This window comes from Microcystis sp. LE19-131.1A, assembly GCF_027532015.1.
Taxonomy (GTDB): domain Bacteria; phylum Cyanobacteriota; class Cyanobacteriia; order Cyanobacteriales; family Microcystaceae; genus Microcystis; species Microcystis ichthyoblabe_A.
In genome coordinates this window covers 23,421-43,829 of record NZ_JAPZSS010000038.1, presented here as the reverse complement: position 1 = coordinate 43,829, position 20,409 = coordinate 23,421, and the positions used below count along the sequence as shown (strand labels likewise).

19 protein-coding genes and 1 pseudogene are annotated in these 20,409 nt (G+C 43.5%); 7 read left to right on the top strand and 13 right to left on the bottom strand.

Annotated elements, in window-relative coordinates; all coding sequences use genetic code 11:
* The 6 genes and pseudogenes from O9323_RS03505 to pstS all read right to left on the bottom strand — a co-directional run.
* Positions 1-100: pseudogene (locus O9323_RS03505) on the bottom strand (ISNCY family transposase); the annotation flags it as partial.
* Positions 101-417: 317 nt separating this feature from the next.
* Positions 418-1,215, bottom strand: coding sequence for a phosphate ABC transporter ATP-binding protein PstB (gene pstB / locus O9323_RS03500; protein ID WP_002752590.1), 798 nt, complete (start codon positions 1,213-1,215; stop codon positions 418-420).
* Between the two features lie 90 nt (positions 1,216-1,305).
* Positions 1,306-2,109: a phosphate ABC transporter ATP-binding protein PstB gene (pstB, locus tag O9323_RS03495; protein ID WP_002752588.1), complete on the bottom strand. Its 804-nt coding sequence runs from the start codon at positions 2,107-2,109 to the stop codon at positions 1,306-1,308.
* 95 nt (positions 2,110-2,204) lie between these two features.
* Positions 2,205-3,098: a phosphate ABC transporter permease PstA gene (pstA, locus tag O9323_RS03490; RefSeq protein WP_002732684.1), complete on the bottom strand. Its 894-nt coding sequence runs from the start codon at positions 3,096-3,098 to the stop codon at positions 2,205-2,207.
* Between the two features lie 17 nt (positions 3,099-3,115).
* Entirely contained in the window at positions 3,116-4,075 is a 960-nt protein-coding gene (gene pstC / locus O9323_RS03485) for a phosphate ABC transporter permease subunit PstC (RefSeq protein WP_002749316.1), read from the bottom strand.
* A 94-nt stretch (positions 4,076-4,169) separates the two neighbouring features.
* A complete protein-coding gene (gene pstS / locus O9323_RS03480) occupies positions 4,170-5,291 on the bottom strand; it encodes a phosphate ABC transporter substrate-binding protein PstS (RefSeq protein ID WP_002732270.1) in 1,122 nt (373 codons plus the stop codon).
* Between the two features lie 375 nt (positions 5,292-5,666).
* On the opposite strand from pstS, the gene O9323_RS03475 reads away from it, so the two are divergent.
* Positions 5,667-6,701, top strand: coding sequence for a PstS family phosphate ABC transporter substrate-binding protein (locus O9323_RS03475; RefSeq protein WP_288124691.1), 1,035 nt, complete (start codon positions 5,667-5,669; stop codon positions 6,699-6,701).
* A gap of 427 nt (positions 6,702-7,128) precedes the next feature.
* Here the strand turns inward: O9323_RS03475 and O9323_RS03470 are convergent, their stop codons facing one another.
* From O9323_RS03470 to O9323_RS03460, 3 genes are all read right to left on the bottom strand, one after another.
* The gene (locus tag O9323_RS03470) at positions 7,129-8,670 is read right to left on the bottom strand and encodes a ferredoxin--nitrite reductase (protein ID WP_002752582.1); all 1,542 of its coding nucleotides are present in this window, start codon (positions 8,668-8,670) and stop codon (positions 7,129-7,131) included.
* A gap of 279 nt (positions 8,671-8,949) precedes the next feature.
* Positions 8,950-9,984 carry an anthranilate phosphoribosyltransferase gene (gene trpD / locus O9323_RS03465; RefSeq protein WP_149106738.1) on the bottom strand — a complete coding sequence of 345 codons (1,035 nt, stop codon included), beginning with the start codon at positions 9,982-9,984 and terminating at the stop codon, positions 8,950-8,952.
* 329 nt (positions 9,985-10,313) lie between these two features.
* A complete protein-coding gene (locus tag O9323_RS03460) occupies positions 10,314-10,841 on the bottom strand; it encodes a GIY-YIG nuclease family protein (protein WP_002752567.1) in 528 nt (175 codons plus the stop codon).
* 193 nt (positions 10,842-11,034) lie between these two features.
* Here O9323_RS03460 and O9323_RS03455 point away from each other — a divergent pair, with 193 nt between their 5' ends.
* On the top strand, positions 11,035-11,622 hold the full coding sequence (locus O9323_RS03455; RefSeq protein ID WP_002732168.1) for an L-threonylcarbamoyladenylate synthase: 588 nt from the start codon (positions 11,035-11,037) through the stop codon (positions 11,620-11,622).
* Entirely contained in the window at positions 11,577-12,434 is an 858-nt protein-coding gene (locus O9323_RS03450) for a sensor histidine kinase (RefSeq protein ID WP_288124690.1), read from the top strand. Before O9323_RS03455 ends, O9323_RS03450 begins: the two co-directional genes overlap by 46 nt.
* Here the strand turns inward: O9323_RS03450 and O9323_RS03445 are convergent.
* Positions 12,370-12,840: a GNAT family N-acetyltransferase gene (locus O9323_RS03445; RefSeq protein WP_002752559.1), complete on the bottom strand. Its 471-nt coding sequence runs from the start codon at positions 12,838-12,840 to the stop codon at positions 12,370-12,372. The genes O9323_RS03450 and O9323_RS03445 overlap by 65 nt on opposite strands.
* Positions 12,841-13,338: 498 nt before the next feature.
* Between O9323_RS03445 and O9323_RS03440 the strand changes: the two genes are divergently transcribed.
* Entirely contained in the window at positions 13,339-14,334 is a 996-nt protein-coding gene (locus O9323_RS03440) for a carbohydrate kinase family protein (protein WP_288124692.1), read from the top strand.
* Between the two features lie 283 nt (positions 14,335-14,617).
* Here the strand turns inward: O9323_RS03440 and O9323_RS03435 are convergent, their stop codons facing one another.
* The 3 genes from O9323_RS03435 to O9323_RS03425 all read right to left on the bottom strand — a co-directional run bounded on the left by O9323_RS03435 (position 14,618) and on the right by O9323_RS03425 (position 16,704).
* Positions 14,618-15,688: a YheT family hydrolase gene (locus tag O9323_RS03435; protein ID WP_288124689.1), complete on the bottom strand. Its 1,071-nt coding sequence runs from the start codon at positions 15,686-15,688 to the stop codon at positions 14,618-14,620.
* Between the two features lie 65 nt (positions 15,689-15,753).
* Positions 15,754-16,122, bottom strand: coding sequence for a DUF1818 family protein (locus O9323_RS03430; protein ID WP_288124688.1), 369 nt, complete (start codon positions 16,120-16,122; stop codon positions 15,754-15,756).
* 6 nt (positions 16,123-16,128) lie between these two features.
* Positions 16,129-16,704, bottom strand: coding sequence for a hypothetical protein (locus O9323_RS03425; RefSeq protein WP_149106737.1), 576 nt, complete (start codon positions 16,702-16,704; stop codon positions 16,129-16,131).
* 432 nt (positions 16,705-17,136) lie between these two features.
* On the opposite strand from O9323_RS03425, the gene leuS reads away from it, so the two are divergent.
* The 3 genes from leuS to O9323_RS03410 all read left to right on the top strand — a co-directional run bounded on the left by leuS (position 17,137) and on the right by O9323_RS03410 (position 20,385).
* Positions 17,137-19,689, top strand: a complete 2,553-nt coding sequence (gene leuS / locus O9323_RS03420) for a leucine--tRNA ligase (RefSeq protein ID WP_288124687.1) — start codon at positions 17,137-17,139, stop codon at positions 19,687-19,689.
* Positions 19,690-19,817: 128 nt separating this feature from the next.
* Positions 19,818-19,970 carry a hypothetical protein gene (locus O9323_RS03415; RefSeq protein WP_187602852.1) on the top strand — a complete coding sequence of 51 codons (153 nt, stop codon included), beginning with the start codon at positions 19,818-19,820 and terminating at the stop codon, positions 19,968-19,970.
* 58 nt (positions 19,971-20,028) lie between these two features.
* Positions 20,029-20,385 (top strand): hypothetical protein, encoded by a 357-nt coding sequence (locus O9323_RS03410; protein WP_045358853.1) that lies wholly within the window; start codon positions 20,029-20,031, stop codon positions 20,383-20,385.
* Positions 20,386-20,409: the final 24 nt, after the last annotated feature.

Here is a 20,409-nt window from a genome sequence, read left to right as displayed (position 1 = left end):
ACAGGGGAATAGAGGTGAAGGGGGGATTTTGTTCGGTGCTAGACTGATATTTGAGTAAGCCAGACAGGAGCCAGAAAAAGATATTTATCAGAAAAGTCATGATCAAGCTAGAGGTTTAAAGACTGATCGGGTTCCAATTATTTCTATTAATAAATATTTTACACAATTCATACCAGGTAAGCAAGAGAGCTACGCCACTACTACCGAATCATTACCTGTTTTTCTATGTGAAAATTGATGAAGTTCCAGCTTGAAAAACAGCTTTACCCGGCGATAAAGTAAAACTATGTTTAACTCAAGTGCCAGATGATTGTCCACCGGGTTTCGCAATCAGTTAATTTAATCGTTTTTCAATCATTCCAGATGAAAAAAATTAATCTATCCCGGAGTCGTGAATAATGATTAATTATTAATACTTTAACCAAAACGACCGCTAACATAATCTCTAGTGGACTCTTGAGCGGGATTTTGAAAGATAACCTCGGTGCGATCATATTCCACTAAATAACCCACTTTACCACCTTTTGGGGTCGGTTCAGCATTATAAAAAGCCGTTAAATCAGAAACCCGCGACGCTTGTTGCATATTGTGGGTGACAATAACTATAGTATATTGGGTTTTCAATTCGTGAATTAATTCCTCAATTTTTAGGGTAGAAATTGGATCGAGTGCCGCACAGGGTTCATCCATTAAAACAACTTCCGGTTTAACCGCAATAGCGCGAGCAATACATAACCTTTGTTGTTGTCCCCCCGATAAAGCTAAACCACTTTCTTTGAGTTTATCTTTAACATCATCCCAGAGAACGGCTTTTTTTAAAGATTCTTCCACTAATTGATCCATATCACCGATGTAACCATTTAAGCGCGCCCCAAAAGCGATATTTTCATAGATAGATTTGGGGAAAGGATTCGGTTTCTGAAAAACCATACCAATACGACTGCGTAACCCGATAGGATTAACGGAATTACCATAAATATCTTGGCCCCGAAAGGTAACTTTTCCCTCAATTTTGGCACTTTTAACTAGATCATTCATGCGATTAAAACAGCGCAAAACCGTACTTTTTCCGCAGCCAGAAGGACCGATAAAAGCGATCGCTTTTTTCTCAGGAATATCAAGGTTAACATCACGAACAGCGAGATTAGAACCATAGTAAACGTTTAAGTTTTTGGTTCTCAAAACCGCATCGGTGACAACATCGCTACTATACATAATCTTTAAAGGAATAGGTGTTGGGGAAAAGGGAGAAGGGAGAGGGAAAGAGGGAAGAAAAAAGCTGATAACTGATAACTGATAACTGATTTAGCCAAAACGTCCACTAACATAATCTTTAGTTGCTTGTTCTTGAGGATCACCGAAGATTTTGTCCGTATGATCAAACTCGACTAAATAACCAATTTTGCCACCTTTATCGGTGGGTTCAGCGTTATAAAAAGCCGTTAAATCCGCTACTCTAGTAGCTTGTTGCATATTGTGAGTAACAATAATAATTGTATAACGTTCTTTTAATTCGTGCATTAATTCCTCAACTTTTAAAGTTGAAATTGGATCCAGTGCCGAACAGGGTTCATCCATTAATAATACTTCTGGTTGAGCGGCAATAGCGCGAGCAATACATAATCTTTGTTGTTGTCCCCCCGATAGGGAAAAACCGCTTTCTTTTAGTTTATCTTTTACTTCTTCCCAGAGAGCTGCCCGACGCAGGGAAGTTTCTACTAATTCATCTAAATCGCCTTTATAACCATTTAATCGCGCTCCGTAAACCACATTATCGTAGATGGATTTGGGAAAAGGATTAGGGCGCTGGAACACCATACCGATATATTTTCTGACTTCGACAGGATCTACCTCTTGAGAGTAAATATCTTGGTTATGATAAAAAACTTTGCCGTCAATACGAAAACCGTGAATTAAATCATTGAGACGATTAAAACACCTGAGAATGGTACTTTTTCCACAGCCAGAGGGTCCGATAAAAGCGGTGACTCTATTTTTGGGAATATCGATGGAAACGTCCCGCACTGCCCGATAATTACCATAGTAAATATCAGCCTTATCGACCTTTAAAACGGTTCCTGTAGAATGGGGGTTAGAATTAGTTAGCATAAATTATTTACCTTGAATTTGGCTAATTTAGGAATCAGAAAGATAGGTAGATTTTTACTTAAATATCCCTTTTTGCTTTTCACTTTTTCCTTGACTTAATAGGTTTTCTGGCGCGTGGCTAAACGGGATAAAATGTTAGTTACCAACACCAAAAGCACGAGAATTAAAGCACCTGCCCAAGCTAATTGCTGTTGAGGGGCAAAAGGGGCAGTAGCAAAGTTGAAAACTAGGACCGAAAGGGTGGCAATCGGTTCAAAGACACCCCGAGGCCAAAAGTTAGAGAATAATGCCGTAAAAATTAAGGAGGCGGTTTCTCCGGCAGCCCTAGCAATTGCTAAAGTCACACCGGTTAAAATAGCGGGAACTGCCGCAGGAAGGACGATTTTTAGGACGGTTTGGTAGTTATAGGCCCCTAAACCCATGGCTGCCCAGCGGATGTCTTGGGGAACGATTTTTAAAGCCTCATCGGTGGTTCTAATAATAGTCGGTAACATTAACACCGCTAAACCGATCGAACCGGCCAGGGCAGAAAAGCCTAAAAGGGCTGTTCCTTCGCCAAATAAGGGCGCAACTAACAAACCGAAGGCGAAAACCCCGACAATAATCGAAGGGACACCCGCTAGAACGTTGGTAGCAAAGCGCACACCCTGGGCAAGTTTGTTATCACCGCTAAATTCCGAGAGATAAACCGCCGCTAAAACGCCGATGGGAACTGCGATCGCTGTGGCTAGGGCAACGACGATAATTGTGCCTAAAATGGCGTTAGCGATGCCTCCTCCTCCTAACCCCGGCGGTGGCGGTAATTTAGTAAAGAGATTAGCGTTTAAACGACCCACCCCTTGCACAAAAACAAAGCCTAGGACGGCAAAGAGGGGAATCACGGTGACAGCTAAACATAAAGCCGAGAGAACGGTCATAATTGTCCCCAATAGCGATCGAGGACTACTCGGTTTCTTTTTGAGATTATTGCCTAAATTCGCACTATCCATATCAGTTAAAAGATGGCTTAATACTTAGCTTTGACGCGATTAACGATTAATTCGGCGAAGATATTGACTACTAGGGTCAAAACCAAGAGAACAAAACCCGCATACATGAGTGCCGATACTTGCATTCCCGATGCTTCGGCGAATTGGTTAGCCAATAAGGAAGCGATCGTGTTAGCGGGGGCGAGAATAGAGGCACTAATGCGGTTAGAATTGCCGATAATCATCGTTACTGCCATGGTTTCCCCTAAAGCACGCCCTAAAGCTAACATAATCCCCCCGACAATCCCGGAAAAAGCGGCAGGAATTAAGACTCGAAAAATCGTTTCCCAACGGGTGGCCCCCAAACCTAGGGAAGCTTGTCGCAAATCCGGCGGTAAAGCGGCCAAAGAGTCGCGAGAGATAGCGATAATAATCGGCAGGATCATAATTGCTAAAATAACCCCCGCCGGTAACATTCCAGGACCCCCTAAAGGAGTACTAAACAGAGGAATCCAACTAAAATTAGCATTTAACCAGTTACCAAGGGGTCTGAGGATAGGAATCAATACAAAGATACCCCATAATCCGTAAACAACACTGGGAATAGCGGCCAAAAGTTGTACGAGAAAAACCAAAATTGTCCGCGCATTTAAGGGAATAAAATCTTCGCTTAAAAAAATGGCCGAACCGATGCCGAGGGGAACAGCAATCAGGAGGGCAATCAGAGAACTAACGAGAGTTCCGTAGATAACCGGCAGAACTCCGAATTCTTCCCGACCGCGCACGGGATTCCAAGCACTACTGGTCAAAAATCCCAGACCAAAGGTTTGAATCGCTGGTAAAGCCCGAATAAAAATAACTAGGGCAATTAGGAGCAAAATCAGCCCAATAGCGATGGCAAAGGCGGTGGTTAATCCAACAAAGCCTTTATCGAGGATTTTTTCCGATTCTGGACGTTCTTTAAAATTTGAGTCGGGTGGAACTGTGGGCGCACTCATGATTAGGGTTTAAATCCAGCTAGTTTGCGGCAGCTAAGGGAGAAATTGGCCTTTCTCCACTACTATTGTAACTTTGAATACATTTTTTCGGCGACTAATCCACGTTGATCGTGTAATCAGGATAGATGACATCGGCAGCGGCGGCTACTCGTTCCCGAACGTTTTTCGGTAGGGGAATATAACCAAGGGGAGCTGCTTGTTCTTGTCCTTGGTTAAGTCCAAATTCAATCATCGCCTCCATTGCTAAAGCTTTTTGGGGATCGTTGTATTTTTTGTAAACCAACATCCAGGTATAGGTGACAATGGGATAGGAATTTTCTCCCGGCGGATCGATGATAAAAGCCCGCAGATTTTCGGGTAATTCCACCGTGGCTAAGGTGGCAGCGGCGTTGGTTTCATTGGGGATAACGAATTGACCGGCTTGGTTTTGTAAAACGGCCATGGGCAGGTTATTATTTTTAGCGAAACCGTACTCGATATAACCGATCGAGCCTTGATTTTGTTGAATTAGGGCAGTTACACCCTCATTGCCTCTACCGCCAAGAAATTTACCTTTTTTGGTCGGCCATTGTACGGCTTTTCCTTCACCGATGCTTTTTTTCCATTCGGGACTAACGGCGCTTAAAAACTTGGTAAAAACTCCCGTTGTTCCGCTACCGTCTGCCCGGTGAACTACGGTAATTTCTTCATCGGGTAGTTTTAAATCGGGGTTATCGGCGGCAATTTTGGCATCGTTCCAACGGGTAATCGTGCCTAAAAAGATGCCTACATAGGCTTCTCTACTTAGTTTCAGCCCTTCTACTCCGGGCAAATTATAAGCCATAACGATGCTTCCCGCCGTCATCGGTAGCAGTAAAACCCCTCTGCTAACTCTGGCCATATCCTCGTCACTCATGGCCACATCGGAAGCGCCAAAATCGATCGTACCTTGGATAAATTGTTCGACTCCCGCCCCGCTACCGGTAGATTGATAGTTAATTAGTAGTTTGGAAAATAGTTGATTAATGGTGACAAACCAGTTTTGATATAGGGGTGCAGGAAAAGAAGCACCCGCACCATTGAGGGCGACCTCTCCTTTTAGGGGAACCTGGGCGATTCTATTGCTTCCCTCTCCGCTAGTTCCTGCCGTATCGGTGCCACCACAAGCGGTTAAAGTCGCTGTTAAAGTGGCTAGGGATAAGGCTGTTAGTAAATGGGTTCTGTTTTTGTTGAGCATAGGATTAATTTTGATCCGTAAACTGCCTTAAATCTTACGCTAAAAGTTACCACTGCTTGGTAAAGAATAGGTTAAGAAGTGAATAAAAGAACGTAATGTATTGTCAAGAAAAGTTTTCTCGATAACTAGACAAAAATCTCAACTTCTTTTACTATCTATTTTGACTAAACATTAGTTTTAAGTCGCGGGTAAAGCCGCTAACTTTTCCCGTCTATATAGGGGGTTTCTCTTTCCCTACCATTATAGTGACGTAAAAACAACAAAGAAAAGATTAAGGTTTTTAGCCATCATCCCTCAGCTTTTTTCTTCCCACTTCCCCACTGATAACTGAAAAGTCTCCCCAATACCCGTTTTTACTTTCTCCTTTTGACACCTATGCTAGAAATCTTTACTCAGCTATCTCGTCCGACCAAAGTAGTCGCAACCATACTAGGAACTGCTCTACTTTTACCCGCTTGTGCCAATATTAATCCTCAAGATCTAAAACCAATTAAAATCGATGGTTCGAGTACCGTAGCACCAATTACTGATAAAGTTCTCGAAGATTTTAAAGCTAATACCCCTAACAAAGCTTTGGCTGATGTTAAAATTGACGCTAATATTTCAGGAACTGGCGGCGGTTTTAGAAAATTTTGTGCGGGAGAAACGGATATTAATAATGCTTCTCGGCCGATTTCTGTGGAAGAATTAAAAGAATGTGATGCTAATAAGGTCAGATTTATCGAACTACCGATCGCTTTTGATGCTTTAACCGTGGTAGTCAATCCCAAAAATAACTGGGTTGATGATATTTCCACCACAGAATTAAGAACTATTTGGGAACCAGCGGCCGAGAATAAAATCAAACGTTGGAATCAAATTAATCCCGCTTGGCCCGACCAACCGATTACCCTTCACGGGCCGGGTAAAGATTCCGGAACCTACGATTTTTTTAGTGATGTAATTAACGGCAAAGATGCCAGTCGTGGGGACTTTAATTTTAGTGAAGATGACCAAGCTTTAGTTAATGCCGTCAGTCAAGATGCCAACGCTTTAGGCTATTTTGGCAATGCTTACTATGAACAAAATCGGGATAAATTAAAAGCTTTAAAAGTTAACGGTATTGAACCAACTCGCGGCAATGTCGAGGATAGTAAATATCAGCCTTTATCTCGTCCTTTGTTTATTTATGTTAATGCTCAAAAAGCCCAAGAGAATCCCGCTTTAGAGAAATTTGTCGAATATTATCTCGATCGAGTTCCTGATTTATTAGATAGTATTGGTTATATTCCCCTACCGGATGAGGCCTATCATTTGGCACGGGTACAGTTGCAAAAATTTGAGGTAGGAACGGTTTTTAATGGCCGACCTCAACCCAATTTAACCATCGGGGAATTACTTCGCAAACAAGCTCAATTTGAAGCGAAGTAGGGTTTGCGGCAAAAAGTAGGGGCGAAGCATTCGGATAGAAAATCTACGGTTTCACCGATAGGTTATTGCCCGAATGCTTCGCCCTTACAGGACTCTCAAAATCTTGCACCTGTGGGGGCGAAACAGTACCCTAAAACTCTTACCTCGTCTATATTTCACATTTATTCAGCAAACCCTAAGTAACGATTCCCATCTGGTAGGAAAATATAGCGTTTCCTGTTCGCAAGAGGTACATTGTCGATGGTGAAAAGCTTAATCAGCAAAGGTTTGACTGTGCCACACAGGTGTGAGAAACGCTATATATAAGGATTTTCCTGCTCCTATCTGCCTCCTAACATAGCAAAAGGTTTGCCAATTTCACCCAACAGAGATACAGAAAAAAAAGAGGGGACAAACCCCCCATTCAGCGTATCAATAAACTTGTTAATTAACCCTTCGGTGTCGCCCCAAATTGCTCAATGAGGATAGAAGTTAACACCGATTTTAGATCTTCACAGGGAATCCCTTTTTGTACACAACTTCCCAGGTGAGCATCTTTACCCACTTTACCCCCCATGTAGAGGTCAACTCCCTCGACGGTTTTGCCGTCTTTGCGAGCTTTTGTCCCCATCAAACCGATATCGGCCACTTGGGGTTGTCCGCAGGAGTTAGGGCAACCGGTCCAGTGCATACGCACACCCCGGGGGATATTTAATTCAGCATCTAACTGACGAATCAAGTCCACAGCCTTATTTTTGGTTTCAATCAGGGCAAAATTGCAGAATTGCGCCCCCGTACAGGAAACGAGCGCTCGTTGTAAAGGAGTGGGATTGGGGGTAAACTTAGCCAGTAAAGGCTCGGTTAAAAGAGTTGGCATATTTTCAGCCGCTATATTGGGAATAATCACGTTTTGTTCCACGGTTAAACGCAATTCTCCGCTGCCATACACTTCGGCAATCCGGGCTAAATCGAACATATCATCGGCAAATAGACGACCAACGGGAACACAAAGACCGATATAGCTCAATCCCTCCTGTTTTTGGGGAAAAACTCCTAAATGATCCCGTTTTTCCCAGTCAATAGCGTCTTTTTCGGCTGCCGTTGCCAAGGGATAACCTAGGTGATTAGCCACCCGCGTCCGGAATTCCTCGATTCCCCACTCATCAATTAACCACATTAAACGGGATTTTTGACGATTGGCACGCAATCCGTTATCGCGGTAAACTTCTAAAATCCCTCGGCATAAATCCACCACCTCCTGATTAGGTCTCACCCAAACATTCATGGGAATTGCCGCTTCACAGCGTTTAGCCGAGAAAAAGCCACCTACCACGACATTAAAGCCTAATTCTCCTTCTTTATAGGCAGGAACAAAGGCAATATCGTTAATTTCCGCATGAACCGAGTTATCCCGGCCCCCCTCGATGGCAATATTAAATTTGCGGGGCAGATTGGTAAATTGATAATTACCTTGACCGCAGTTGGTAATCATATCTTGGACTTTTTGGACTAATTCCCTGGTGTCAATTAATTCATCTGCGTCTAGTCCCGCCATGGGTGAACCGGTAATATTTCTGACATTATCCATGCCCGATTGTACCGAAGTCATGCCCACGGATTTTAGTCGTTGGAAAATATCAGGAATATCTTCGATACGAATACCGCGTAATTGTAGGTTTTGACGAGTAGTAATATCGGCATTGCCATCATCGCCGTAACGCTGCACAATTTCCCCTAAAACGCGCATTTGCTCACTACTAATAATGCCGTTAGGAACCCGCAAACGCATCATGAATTTACCTGGGGTGACAGGACGATAAAAAACCCCCACCCATTTTAAGCGATGTTCTAAATCGGTTTTATCCATCGCTTCCCAACCGATTTGGGCAAAATGATCTAGTTCATCTTTAATGGCTAATCCGTCTTTCTCGGCTTTAAATTTCTCGAATTTATTGAGAGTTGTTCCATCTTTTTCAGGTGCTTGTACCATGAATCTATCTCCTTCTGGTTTGTGGGTGTAATTGTTCTAGTTGGTGCGGGTTAGAAATGAAGAAATCGGGATTTAACAATAAGTATTCTGTAAAATACTGTCGTCATTAGCAAAAATTTAGTAATTTACCTAGTCTCTATTTGTTATTTAATTCTTTTTAACTTGGACAATTTTGTATTGTTTGTAACAGAAATCCTTTAACCATCGTGTTTAAGGATTTCTGTCATGCAGTAAGTGCATTGAGGTGGGGAAGTGGGGGGAAGGGAGCAGGGAATTTTCCTAAGCGAGAAACTTAACCAACTCCTCTAATTTTTGCCAAGCTAACCCACTGGCTAAAATCTCGCGAGCGAGGGCGAAACCAGCAGCATGATCGCCAAAAGTGACCTTTTCTGCCACCTGTAGGGCAAGAGCGGCATTAATCGCCACAGCATCCCGTTGAGCGGGCGTTCCCCCCCCTTGCAGAACATTTTTGAGGATTTCGGCATTTTCTGGCACTTCCCCGCCTTTAAGGGCATTTAAACTGGCTCTAGGGATAGAAATTGACAAGGGATCGATCGCCGCAGAAATCACCTCGCCATTATTTAATAAAGCCATATCGGTCAGATCTCCCAACCCCACCTCGTCGAGTTTTTCCCGGCCGTGAACAATAATCGCCTTGGGGGTTCCCATTTGTGCTAAAGCTGTGGCCATGGGGGTGAGAAATTGCTGGTCATAAATCCCGATAACTTGACCTGTGGGACGGAGAGGATTAACTAGAGGACCTAGAAGATTAAAAACCGTGCGAACTTTCAGGGTTTTGCGGAGATTAGCCACACTTTTCAGGGCTGGATGCCAACCGGGGGCAAAAAGAAAGGTCACTCCCACCCCATCTAAAGCCGCCGCCACCTTCTCGCTAGGGGCGCTTAAATTAACCCCAAGATATTCTAAAACATCGGCCGAACCGACCTTGCTGGAGGCCGAGCGATTGCCGTGTTTAGCCACTTTTACGCCCCCGGCGGCCGCCACAAAAGCCACGGCAGTGGAAATATTAAAGGTTGAAGCCCCGTCACCGCCGGTGCCACAGGTATCGATAACGGGAGTAGTATGGGGTTTAGGGTCTTCTAAGCGAGATTGTTGCCGTAAAACTCCAGCCATTCCCGCTAATTCGGCGGCCGAGACTCCTTTTGCTTGCAAAGCCGCTAAAATCGCCCCCGATAAAACTTCGGGAATCTGGCCGTTTAACCATCCGGTCATTAATTCTTCAGCTTGGTTAAGGGAAAGGGATTTTTGATCGAGTAGTTGCTGCAGTAGGTTTGGCCAGTCTTGATTGGTCATCGCTGTTCCATTGGTGTGGGGATGGGGCGATATACTATCATAGCGGTTTGTCTGGAGAATCGATCGCTCCTAGTAAGTAGCTGGTTATAATTAAATTAAAAATGAATTTTAGGTTCGATCCCCCCTGCCCCCCTTGATAAGGGGGGTGCCGATCCCCCCTTAGTCCCCCCTTAATAAGGGGGGTGCCGATCCCCCCTTAATCCCCCCTTGATAAGGGGGGTGCCGATCCCCCCTTAGTCCCCCCTTAATAAGGGGGGTGCCGATCCCCCCTTAATCCCCCCTTGATAAGGGGGGCATCTGATAACTTTTAACGCCTACCTACTTAATTTTTACTTCAAATCGAGCAAACCCTGTTCTTTTAACTTAGGATTAAAACGAATTTCCATCTGTACTCCCCGTTTTTCTAGAGTTGATAAAACATCGTTTTCTACTCGTCTGGATACCTGTTTTAATAACTTGATTTGCCCTACTTCGTCAGCACTTTGATAAATTTCTTTTTCTGTCTCAGTCATGGCTAATTTAGCATCAATTGGTTCTGTCCAGAGTTTTTCATCGCCGATTACTGCCTGACTTTCTCTTAGCCAAGCTTGTTTAATCGATTCGAGAATAGTCCGATTAGGACGATCAATCAACTGTATTTTTAGCCAATAACAAGCTTGGGGCTGTCGGGCAAGATGTTGTTTTAAACTGAGATAAATATCACGAGAATAGCCGACAAACTCTAAGACTTGTTCTCGATCAAAAATGGCATAAACCCCGATTTTTCCCTGGAAATAAGCACAGATATTACCGGTGGCATCTAGGTAGGGAATGTATTCTAATTGTTCGAGATTAGCCAAAGTATCAGACTCATTCATAATTAATCGTCGCTAATTGGTTGGAGATAAGTAGGTAGGTGTTAAAAACTTTCAGATCCACCGCTGATCAAGTAGGATTGATTCAAGGTAGGGTTGATTCAAGGTAGGGTTGATTCATGAATCAACCCTACCCGTTTAAAATTGTACCAAAAAGTCTTAGGCTAAATTAGTCCCCAAAAATGATCAATTCTCAATGCCTACTGCTTCTCTTAACGAAATTGTTCACGCAGCCCTAAGTGGTCAAGTGGTTTCTTTTCCCACGGATACAGTCCCCGCTTTAGCAGTTTCTCCCCCCTATGCTGCCTTAGTTTTTGCCGCTAAAAAACGGACTTTTGATAAACCTTTAATTCTCATGGCGGCCTCAGCAGCAGATTTATGGGATTATGTCAAGGGAAATCAGGAAGAAAGGGAAATTTGGCGGCAAATGACCGAAAAATACTGGCCCGGCTCCCTAACTTTGGTTTTACCCGCTTCTGAAAAAGTACCAAAAGTTCTTAACCCTAAGGATTCTAGCACGATTGGTATCCGAGTTCCCGCTCATGCGATCGCAAGAGAAATTCTCGGTCGAACTGGTGTTTTAGCGACCACAAGTGCTAATCTGTCAGGACAAGAGCCTTTATTAACTCCAGAAGCGATTATGACTACTTTTCCCTCGGTGACGGTGTTAGCACCCACAGAAAGGCAAGCATGGGGAATAATCAATAGTGGACAACCCTCCACCGTCGCACGTTGGCAATGTCAAAGATGGGATATCTTACGACAAGGGGCAGTTTTTCTGTAAATATGGACGATATTGACGCTTTAAAACGGGAATTACAGCAAACTCGTCTCGCTTATCAGATGGCTGTGGCAATTAATCACCTCAAAAGCAGTTTTTTGGGACGGGTTGCCCATGAATTGCGATCGCCATTGAGCAGTATGATCAGTCTCCATCAAATGATTCTCGCCGATCTTTGTGAAAGTCCGGCCGAAGAAAGGGAATTTATCGCCCAGGGACAACTGGCAGGCCGTAAACTGATGGCAATGCTCGATGAGATGATTAATCTCTCGAAGCTAGAGTCGGGTACTATACCTCTGGAGCGAGAAATTTTTTCTTTAACTAAACTCTGGGAAGATTGGGCAAGTTTAACCTATTTACAGGCAGCTAATCGCAATATTCAGCTTAAATTTAGCTCTTTAACTGATGATATTGCTATTATTGCCGATTATCAATGTTTATCCTCCGCTCTTGTTCTTCTCGTCGATGCAGCGATCGCCAACCTAGGAAGTGGCTCTATTTGTATATCCGTAAGCGCTCTTGACGAGAAAAAAGTCACTATTAGTCTAGAATTTACGGGGGAAATGGCTCTCTGGCCAATGCCAGAAATTTCATCCTTGAGTTTAGAATCAAAGCCAGAAGAAGTCAAACAATTTACTCAAGTTCTTGGCTTTTCTCCTAGTCTTAAATTCCAGTTAGCGAAGGGAATTATCGAAGTATCGGGGGGGGAAATGAGCTTAGATCGAATCGATAACAATAGTCAGGACAAGCTCACAGAGATCGTTTTTTCTTTACCTCGATCGCCGGACAGGAAAACTCCTCGGGATAACGATTAAATAATACCATCGTCGTGGTGGCGTTGCTTTGGAAACCAATGCGCTGGTAAAATTGTTGTTGGTTAGTAGTCATCAAATAGACTCTTTCCACCCGATTTATTCGGGGATGGGCCAAAACTGTTTCTACTAATTTACGTCCTAAACCGGCTCCCTGATAATCGGGATGAACAATCACATCCCAAATAGTTGCCCGATAAATGCCGTCAGAAGTGGCCCGAGCAAAACCAATTAATTGCCGCTCATTCCACACCGTCACCACCGGATCACTATAGTCAATTGCGGTTTCTAAATCTTCTAAACGGCGATCGATTGCCCAAAATGCGGTTAAATTAAATAATTCTCGTAGTTGCAATAGATCTATCTTGCTTTTATCCTCGTCAAACTGAATCTGACTACAATCAATCATGATATTTCCTTAGTCTAAGACTAAAAAATAGGAGAAGATATTTTTCCGAGAAAGAGGATTCACGCTCGATCGGACTGATTTATGAGCAATTTCCCCTAATCTATGTGTCTAATTATACTCAATTCCTCAGATAATCTCTAGTTGATTTATCGTGATTTCTTGACAAGTTATTAATCAGTGATCAGTGCTCAGTGATCAGTTATCAGATGAGAGTTTTCAGTTCACTGATGGTTCTTCGGTTTGTGTGATGCCATGACGGGAGTTTTAAGGGATGAAACCCTTGCAGAAAAAAGCATTTGGTGATTTTTGTCAATTGTTTTCGCTCCTGAACGAACTAATCAATTAAGTCTCTTACCAAATAAGGATTTAGTCGATTTATGCCCCCCGATCGAATCATACCAAGTAACGAAGAACCTCACTGATTACTGTTTACTGTTTACTGGACGGCTACGCCGTGCCTTTGGCAACACTGAAAAAAGTTTCCCACACCCCACAGCAATGCTTAACAATCAAAGATCTTCGCCGGTGTCTGTCATTTGTTTAGGGGAAATCCTCTATGATCTAATTGCCGATCAAAGCGATCGCTCTACAGAGAAAGTAACTTCTTGGACAACCTACGCGGGGGGTGCGCCGGCAAACGTGGCCTGTGGATTGCGAAAATTGGGCATAAATTCGGCTTTTATCGGTTGTGTGGGCAAAGATCAACCCGGAGAACAGTTAATCGCCTTGCTAGACGCTCTCGGAGTCGATACCACTGGTGTACAGTATCATGCCACCCTACCCACCCGACAAGTTTATGTCACCCGCGATGCTGGGGGAGACAGACATTTTGCGGGTTTTGGCGGCAGAAAAACGACTGATTTTGCCGATACTGCCCTTAATGCTGACCTATTGCCCGAAAATCTGTTTAAAAATGCCGATTATCTAGTGATGGGAACCCTAGGGTTAGCCTATCCCCTTTCCCGCCGGGCAATGCAACGCGCCCTCGAATTGGCTAAAATTTACGGAGTGAAAGTATTGATCGATATCAACTGGCGACCGGTTTTTTGGCCTAATCTTGAGGCTGCCCCTGATATCATTCGAGATTTTATCGTCCAGGCCGATTTGCTCAAATGTAGCGAGGAAGAAGCAGCATGGTTATTTGGCACTGATAACCCGGGAGAAATATCATCACAATACCCCAATTTAGGGGCAATTCTGGTTACTGGCGGCGCAAAAGGTTGTAAATATCATTTAGGCGAAAATAGCGGCAATGTCGAGGCTTTTTCTGGGGAGGTAGTGGATACCACTGGGGCGGGGGATGGCTTTGTGGCTGGTTTTTTAGCTCGTGCCGGTCTGGGAGGCGATCAAATCGAGGAAAATGCCGATTTAGCGCGTAACGCGGTGATTTATGCCTGTGCGGTGGGGGCAATGGTGACAAGAAGAGCAGGCGCGATCGCATCCCAACCGACTCGGGAACAGGTGGAGGAGTTTCTAGCGGCCCTTGACTCCTAGAAATTAGCCCTTATATACTAAATCCAGTTAAGTAGCTGGTTATAATTAAATTAAAAATGGATTTTAGGTTCGATCCCCCCTGCCCCCCTTGATAAGGGGGGTGCCGATAGGCGGGGGGATCCCCCTTGATAAGGGGGGTGCCGATAGGCGGGGGGATCCCCCTTAATAAGGGGGGCATCTGATAATTTTTAACGCCTACCTACTTATTAAAAACTGATTATCTATTCCCCCTCTTGCATGAGTGCCTATCTTGATATGTAACCTATACTCAACGGATTTAGTATTATTTGCCAGTTTTTTGGTCAAACCAGTCTAAAACCCGATTCCATGCCCACCAGCGATCGCTATCGCCCCACTGACGCTGACAGGATAAACTGCTGATATAACCCACATGACCACCGTGGTTGGTTAAGAGTAGATCCACGTGGGGATTATCAGCGATCGCTGCTTGCAGATCGGGAATAACTGCGGGGGAAAAGAGGGGATCATCGGCCGCGTAGAGGATAAAAGTGGGTTTAGTTAAATAGGGTTGAAAGGGCAAGGGACTACTAGCGGCATAATAGTCAAAAACTGTCTCAAATCCTAGCTTTTTAATCACTAATTCTCGATCGAATCCGGCAATCGTGGTGGCGCGAGTAATTGCTTCGGGATCGATATGATCGGGATGAGCTTGATGGATGCGTTTGGCTAACTTGCGTAATTCCCTGGCGATCGCTTTTTCCAGATGTTTCCCCCAGGTATCCCGGACGAGATAGGATAAGGAACGATTAGAGTCCAAATTAGGACAAATTACCGCCCCACCGCCGATATCGACGGGATCGATCCCCATATCTTCCTGATTCTCTGCCGATTTAATTCCCCAGAGGGCTAATTGTCCCCCCAGAGAGTAACCTGTGAACCAAAAAGGAGCGGGACAGCCCATTTTTTGAGCTTGGGCGGCAATATGAATGAAATCTAGCCCTTCATAGATGCCATCGGAGGTGAGAGTCGGGGATAATTCGGCTGTCTTACCGTGGGCCCGCCAATCGAAGAGGACGACTGCGTAGTTTCTCGCTACGGCTTTTCTGCCTAAAATCCTTAAAAACCATTGATTATCTAAGTCTCCCGTGATGCCGTAGGTCCCGATAATTGTTCCTTTCGCTTGCGGGGGAATGGAAACAATCCCGTAGATAGGGACGGCATTGGCCCCGGTGAAAATGGTTTCTTGATAGACTGGTTCGGGAATAGCGATCATATTTTGCCAGGTTTCTCGCGCTTTTAGGGACACATAGAGAGTCATGGCAAAACCGTTTTTCAGCAATGGGGGCGGAGTGTAGGTGAGATTATCGGTCTTCGTCCTCGGATGGGCAATCATGGCAGCACAGGGGAATCAAAAAGTCAAGAGGGGGAAACAAAAATTAACTTATGTCCACCGCTTTCTTAAAAATTGTAAAGCAAATTGTCCCAAGCAGCGAGCAACTCTGGCAGGGCAGTGGCTGACCAATTGCCCTCACAACCGCGACCTTGATAGAGAATAAATCGCAGGGAATAATTATCGGGAAATCCTGTCGCTTCTAACCATAAAAGCTCGCTTTCCGCTTCACAAGCAATACTTTCTTCATCCATTAATTCTGTGGCCATGGCCGCCATAGTTGCGGTCAATTGTGATAGTAACCGACGCAAATCTTGCCACTCGGACTCGGTCAATTCGATCGCCCAATCATCGCCACCAATTAATCCTTTATAAACGGCTGCCGTAGGATTCCAACCCAGTCGCCAACCCGAACCATATTTGAGAATTTTTTCCATAATTTTCTAGAATTTTAATAGGTCAGCATCTCCCGGTTTTGATAATGATGGACGAGGGGGAGAGGGACTAGGAGAAGGGTTAGGAGTGGGGGTTTCTTGGGGGAGAATAGCGGGGTTATAAATTTCGACTAGAAGGGTAACTAACTGCTGCCGTTGACGACGATTAAGACTGTTCATCGCTTTGATATCGGCAGCCATGGGATTAACGGTAAGGGTTGCTTGTCCGGGATAGTTTTCTTCGCTGATTTTCTCGTTCACTCCTAGGTAATCCCCTAGGGTTAATTGCCAATCAAAACGGATGAGAGTAAATCTTTTTTTGGTATCTTGATGATAACGAAGAAAGCGACTTATTAGGGTATTATTCGGATCGATCGCTCCTGTCTCTCGACGGATATAGTTGTTTTCTTTCGGTAAATCTGGCATTGCTTGGTAAATTTGTTGGGCAACTGTTTCGGGGCGTTGAATTTGGCTCATCCCGGTGGATTGCCAGGATAACCACCAGACAAATATCCCTATCACTAGGCAGAATACTAATAATATTAGTCGCTGAATTTTTAGCTTTTGAGGTAATTTTAATAGCATATTGATAAGAAGAAATTGAGCGGAACCTTTTTATAAATAGTGTCACACAAAGATTGCCATTCATCGCGGCTAGATTTTCCGAAACTTTTAGAACGCTTGTACTAAGCTGTCCAGCCAAGTTTTCCACCATACTGTAATTCTTGGGCTGCCCATTTCTCCATTTTTTTGCTGACCTCGACCTTGATTCCTTCTTTCAAAACTATACCTATCAATCGTTTCCCCTTTTTTTAAGTTTCTTCTCTTTTTGTTAAGAAAGATCTGACTAATCGATAGGGGGGATCGAACCCAAAATCTATCTTCTATTTAATTAGAACCACTTACTTAAAACCCAGAGAGTTTTTGCTAGGGTGGATAACCGCAAGACTGGCAATCGCCCCCAGCCAGCTGCTGTAAAATAGGAAGGATAGATAAAACTCAGGAGAAAAGACCCCAGTGCCGTACAACCCCGCAGAAATCGAACAGAAATGGCAGAAGATTTGGCAGCAAATGGGATTGGACAAAACCCCAGAAAACGCCGATAAACCGAAATTTTACGCCCTCTCCATGTTCCCCTATCCATCAGGCAACCTGCACATGGGTCACGTTCGTAACTATACTATCACCGATGTGATTGCCCGTCTGAAAAGAATGCAGGGTTATCGCGTGCTGCATCCCATGGGGTGGGATGCTTTCGGATTACCCGCAGAAAATGCCGCTATTGAAAGGGGAGTTCCTCCTGCAAAATGGACTGATCAAAATATTGCCCAGATGAAACGGCAATTACAACAGTTAGGATTATCTATCGATTGGGAAAGAGAAGTTGCCACCTGTTCCCCGGAATATTATCGTTGGACCCAATGGCTATTTTTACAGTTTTTTGAATCGGGATTAGCCTACCAAAAAGAAGCGGCAGTGAATTGGGATCCTATCGATCAAACTGTCTTGGCCAATGAACAGGTAGATAGTGAAGGAAAATCTTGGCGATCGGGTGCTAAAGTAGAAAGAAAATTACTCCGGCAATGGTTCCTAAAAATCACCGATTATGCCGAACAATTACTCACTGATTTAGATAAGCTTACCGGTTGGCCAGAACGGGTTAAAACCATGCAGGCCAACTGGATTGGTAAATCGGTAGGTGCTTATTTAGAATTTCCTCTTGTTAATTCCCCAGAAAAAATTGCCGTTTTTACCACTCGTCCCGATACGGTTTATGGAGTCACTTATGTGGTACTTGCTCCCGAACATCCCTTAACTTTACAAGTTACCACTCCCGAACAAAAATCGGCCGTAGAAACTTTTATTCAAGAGATAGCCAGCGAAAGCGAATTAGAAAGAACTGCCGAAGATAAACCCAAACGCGGTATTAAAACCGGAGGACTGGCAATTAATCCTTTTACTGGTGAAGAAATTCCGATTTTAATTGCTGATTATGTCCTCTACGAATACGGTACTGGTGCAGTAATGGGAGTCCCGGCTCACGACAGTCGCGATTTTAAATTCGCTCAGGAAAATAATCTGCCAATTAAGATAGTTATTACTCCAGAAAGTGGCGAAATTGAGTTAAAAGAGGCCTATACAGAAGCGGGAATTATGATTAATTCCGCTCAATTTAATGGACTGAATTCCCAAGAAGGAAAAACCGCTATTATTGATTATGCCACTGCCCAAGGTTACGGCAAAGCTAGAATACAATATCGTCTCCGGGATTGGTTAATTTCCCGTCAAAGATATTGGGGTTGTCCGATTCCAGTTATCCACTGTCCTAACTGTGGAACCGTGCCAGTACCTATCGATAATTTACCCGTTACTTTACCGGAAAATGTCGAATTTAGCGGTCGAGGTGCTTCTCCTTTAGCCAAATTAGAAGACTGGGTAAATGTGGATTGTCCTCGCTGTGGCACTCCCGCAAAACGGGAAACCGACACTATGGATACTTTCATCGATTCTAGTTGGTATTTCCTCCGTTATACCGATGCTAAAAATGAAGATATACCCTTTCAATTCGAGAAGGTTAATGATTGGATGCCCGTGGATCAATACGTCGGAGGAATCGAACACGCTATCCTACATTTACTCTATTCTCGTTTCTTTACCAAAGTTTTAAGAGACCGAGGTTTAGTTAATGTCGATGAACCTTTTAACCGTCTATTAACCCAGGGAATGGTACAGGGATTGACCTACAAAAATCCCGAAACTGGCAAATATGTCCCCGCAGAAAATGTTATCTATAAAGAGGATAAATATTGCGATAAAGACACGGGAGAAGTTCTATCTTTCTTCTTTGAAAAAATGTCTAAGTCGAAATATAACGGCGTTGATCCTCTGAAAGTCCTGGAAAAATATGGGGCCGATACTGCCCGAATGTTTATACTTTTTACCGCACCCCCAGAAAAAGATTTACAGTGGGAAGATGCGGGGGTAGAAGGACAATTTCGCTTTCTTAATCGGGTGTGGCGTTTAGTCAGCGAATATATTGAAAATAAAGCCAAGCAAGTCAAAAAAATAGAGACTTTCTCGAAAACTGACAAGGATTTAAGACGGGCAATTCACACCGCTATTAAAGAAATCTCCGAGGATTTAGAAGGAGATTATCAATTTAATACCGCCATTTCCGAATTGATGAAACTCAGTAATGCTTTAGGGGATAATAAGTGTTTTGCATCCCCCATTTATCGGGAAGGAATCGAAACCCTATTAATCTTACTTTCCCTTTTTGCTCCCCATCTTAGCGAAGAATTATGGCAAGCTTTAGGCCATAGCCAATCAATTCACCTGCAACCCTGGCCAAAAGTTGATCCTACTGCCCTGATTGTGGACGAGATTACCCTTGTCATCCAAATTTTGGGAAAAACCAGAGGCACGATACAAGTTCCCGCTAGTGCCGATAAAAGCACCCTAGAAACCCTCGCCCTGGAATCAGAAATCGCCCAACGTTATTTAGAGGGCAAGGAAATCAAAAAAGTGATTGTTGTCCCGGGCAAATTAGTTAACTTTGTCGTGGTTTAAATGACAGCAATTATCACAATGGTAGGGAATTAAGAACCTTTTCAGTTATCAGTAACCAGTTAGATTAACACTTTAGATGGCAAAATAGAAACTATACAATCAGTATTGTCTGTAAATAAGAACAACCGATGGATATTGAATCAACTAAAGTTACTCCCGAAGAAATTGCCCAGTTTCGCGCTGAATTGGCAGATAATCTAAGTGCGATCGCTGCTTTGGATGCGATTGAAGAATGCGAAGGTTATCTTGAGGATGCTGTACCCGCAGGTTTTTGCATTTGACAAGATCAGTGATCGCATTATAATGGAGAAAATTAGTTTTAGTTTTAACAATAGCACTATGGACAATACAACTCAGTTAACACTGGAAGAAATTCAACACTATCGGCAGCAATTTAAGGATTATCCTGAAGCTTTGGATGCTTTAAATTTGATTGCAGAATGTGATGGAAATTTAGACGATGCGTTAATCTTAATTTATATGGAAGAAACTGGAGCAGAACCAGATAGGGGATTAGATTTAGATCAATTAGCAGAAAGATGTCGTCCAGTAGTTTGCGCTGATTTAGCTAGAACAATTTTAGATATTCTTAATATTTTAACAGGTTTATTTGGTACAATTGGGGTTGCTTTAGCTGTATTACTTTATATTTTAAACAAATATGGATTAGAGGATTATTGTCAAAATAATGCTTAAAATTTAATCTTAATTTTGTATATA

Bases quoted from the DNA above. Each gene is read 5' to 3' on its own strand.
- pstB (WP_002752590.1), bottom strand. From the start codon at position 1,215: ATGTATAGTAGCGATGTTGTCACCGATGCGGTTTTGAGAACCAAAAAC.
- pstB (WP_002752588.1), bottom strand. From the start codon at position 2,109: ATGCTAACTAATTCTAACCCCCATTCTACAGGAACCGTTTTAAAGGTC.
- pstA (WP_002732684.1), bottom strand. From the start codon at position 3,098: ATGGATAGTGCGAATTTAGGCAATAATCTCAAAAAGAAACCGAGTAGT.
- pstC (WP_002749316.1), bottom strand. From the start codon at position 4,075: ATGAGTGCGCCCACAGTTCCACCCGACTCAAATTTTAAAGAACGTCCA.
- pstS (WP_002732270.1), bottom strand. From the start codon at position 5,291: ATGCTCAACAAAAACAGAACCCATTTACTAACAGCCTTATCCCTAGCC.
- O9323_RS03475 (WP_288124691.1), top strand. From the start codon at position 5,667: ATGCTAGAAATCTTTACTCAGCTATCTCGTCCGACCAAAGTAGTCGCA.
- O9323_RS03470 (WP_002752582.1), bottom strand. From the start codon at position 8,670: ATGGTACAAGCACCTGAAAAAGATGGAACAACTCTCAATAAATTCGAG.
- trpD (WP_149106738.1), bottom strand. From the start codon at position 9,984: ATGACCAATCAAGACTGGCCAAACCTACTGCAGCAACTACTCGATCAA.
- O9323_RS03460 (WP_002752567.1), bottom strand. From the start codon at position 10,841: ATGAATGAGTCTGATACTTTGGCTAATCTCGAACAATTAGAATACATT.
- O9323_RS03455 (WP_002732168.1), top strand. From the start codon at position 11,035: ATGCCTACTGCTTCTCTTAACGAAATTGTTCACGCAGCCCTAAGTGGT.
- O9323_RS03450 (WP_288124690.1), top strand. From the start codon at position 11,577: ATGTCAAAGATGGGATATCTTACGACAAGGGGCAGTTTTTCTGTAAAT.
- O9323_RS03445 (WP_002752559.1), bottom strand. From the start codon at position 12,840: ATGATTGATTGTAGTCAGATTCAGTTTGACGAGGATAAAAGCAAGATA.
- O9323_RS03440 (WP_288124692.1), top strand. From the start codon at position 13,339: ATGCTTAACAATCAAAGATCTTCGCCGGTGTCTGTCATTTGTTTAGGG.
- O9323_RS03435 (WP_288124689.1), bottom strand. From the start codon at position 15,688: ATGATTGCCCATCCGAGGACGAAGACCGATAATCTCACCTACACTCCG.
- O9323_RS03430 (WP_288124688.1), bottom strand. From the start codon at position 16,122: ATGGAAAAAATTCTCAAATATGGTTCGGGTTGGCGACTGGGTTGGAAT.
- O9323_RS03425 (WP_149106737.1), bottom strand. From the start codon at position 16,704: ATGCTATTAAAATTACCTCAAAAGCTAAAAATTCAGCGACTAATATTA.
- O9323_RS03415 (WP_187602852.1), top strand. From the start codon at position 19,818: ATGGATATTGAATCAACTAAAGTTACTCCCGAAGAAATTGCCCAGTTT.
- O9323_RS03410 (WP_045358853.1), top strand. From the start codon at position 20,029: ATGGACAATACAACTCAGTTAACACTGGAAGAAATTCAACACTATCGG.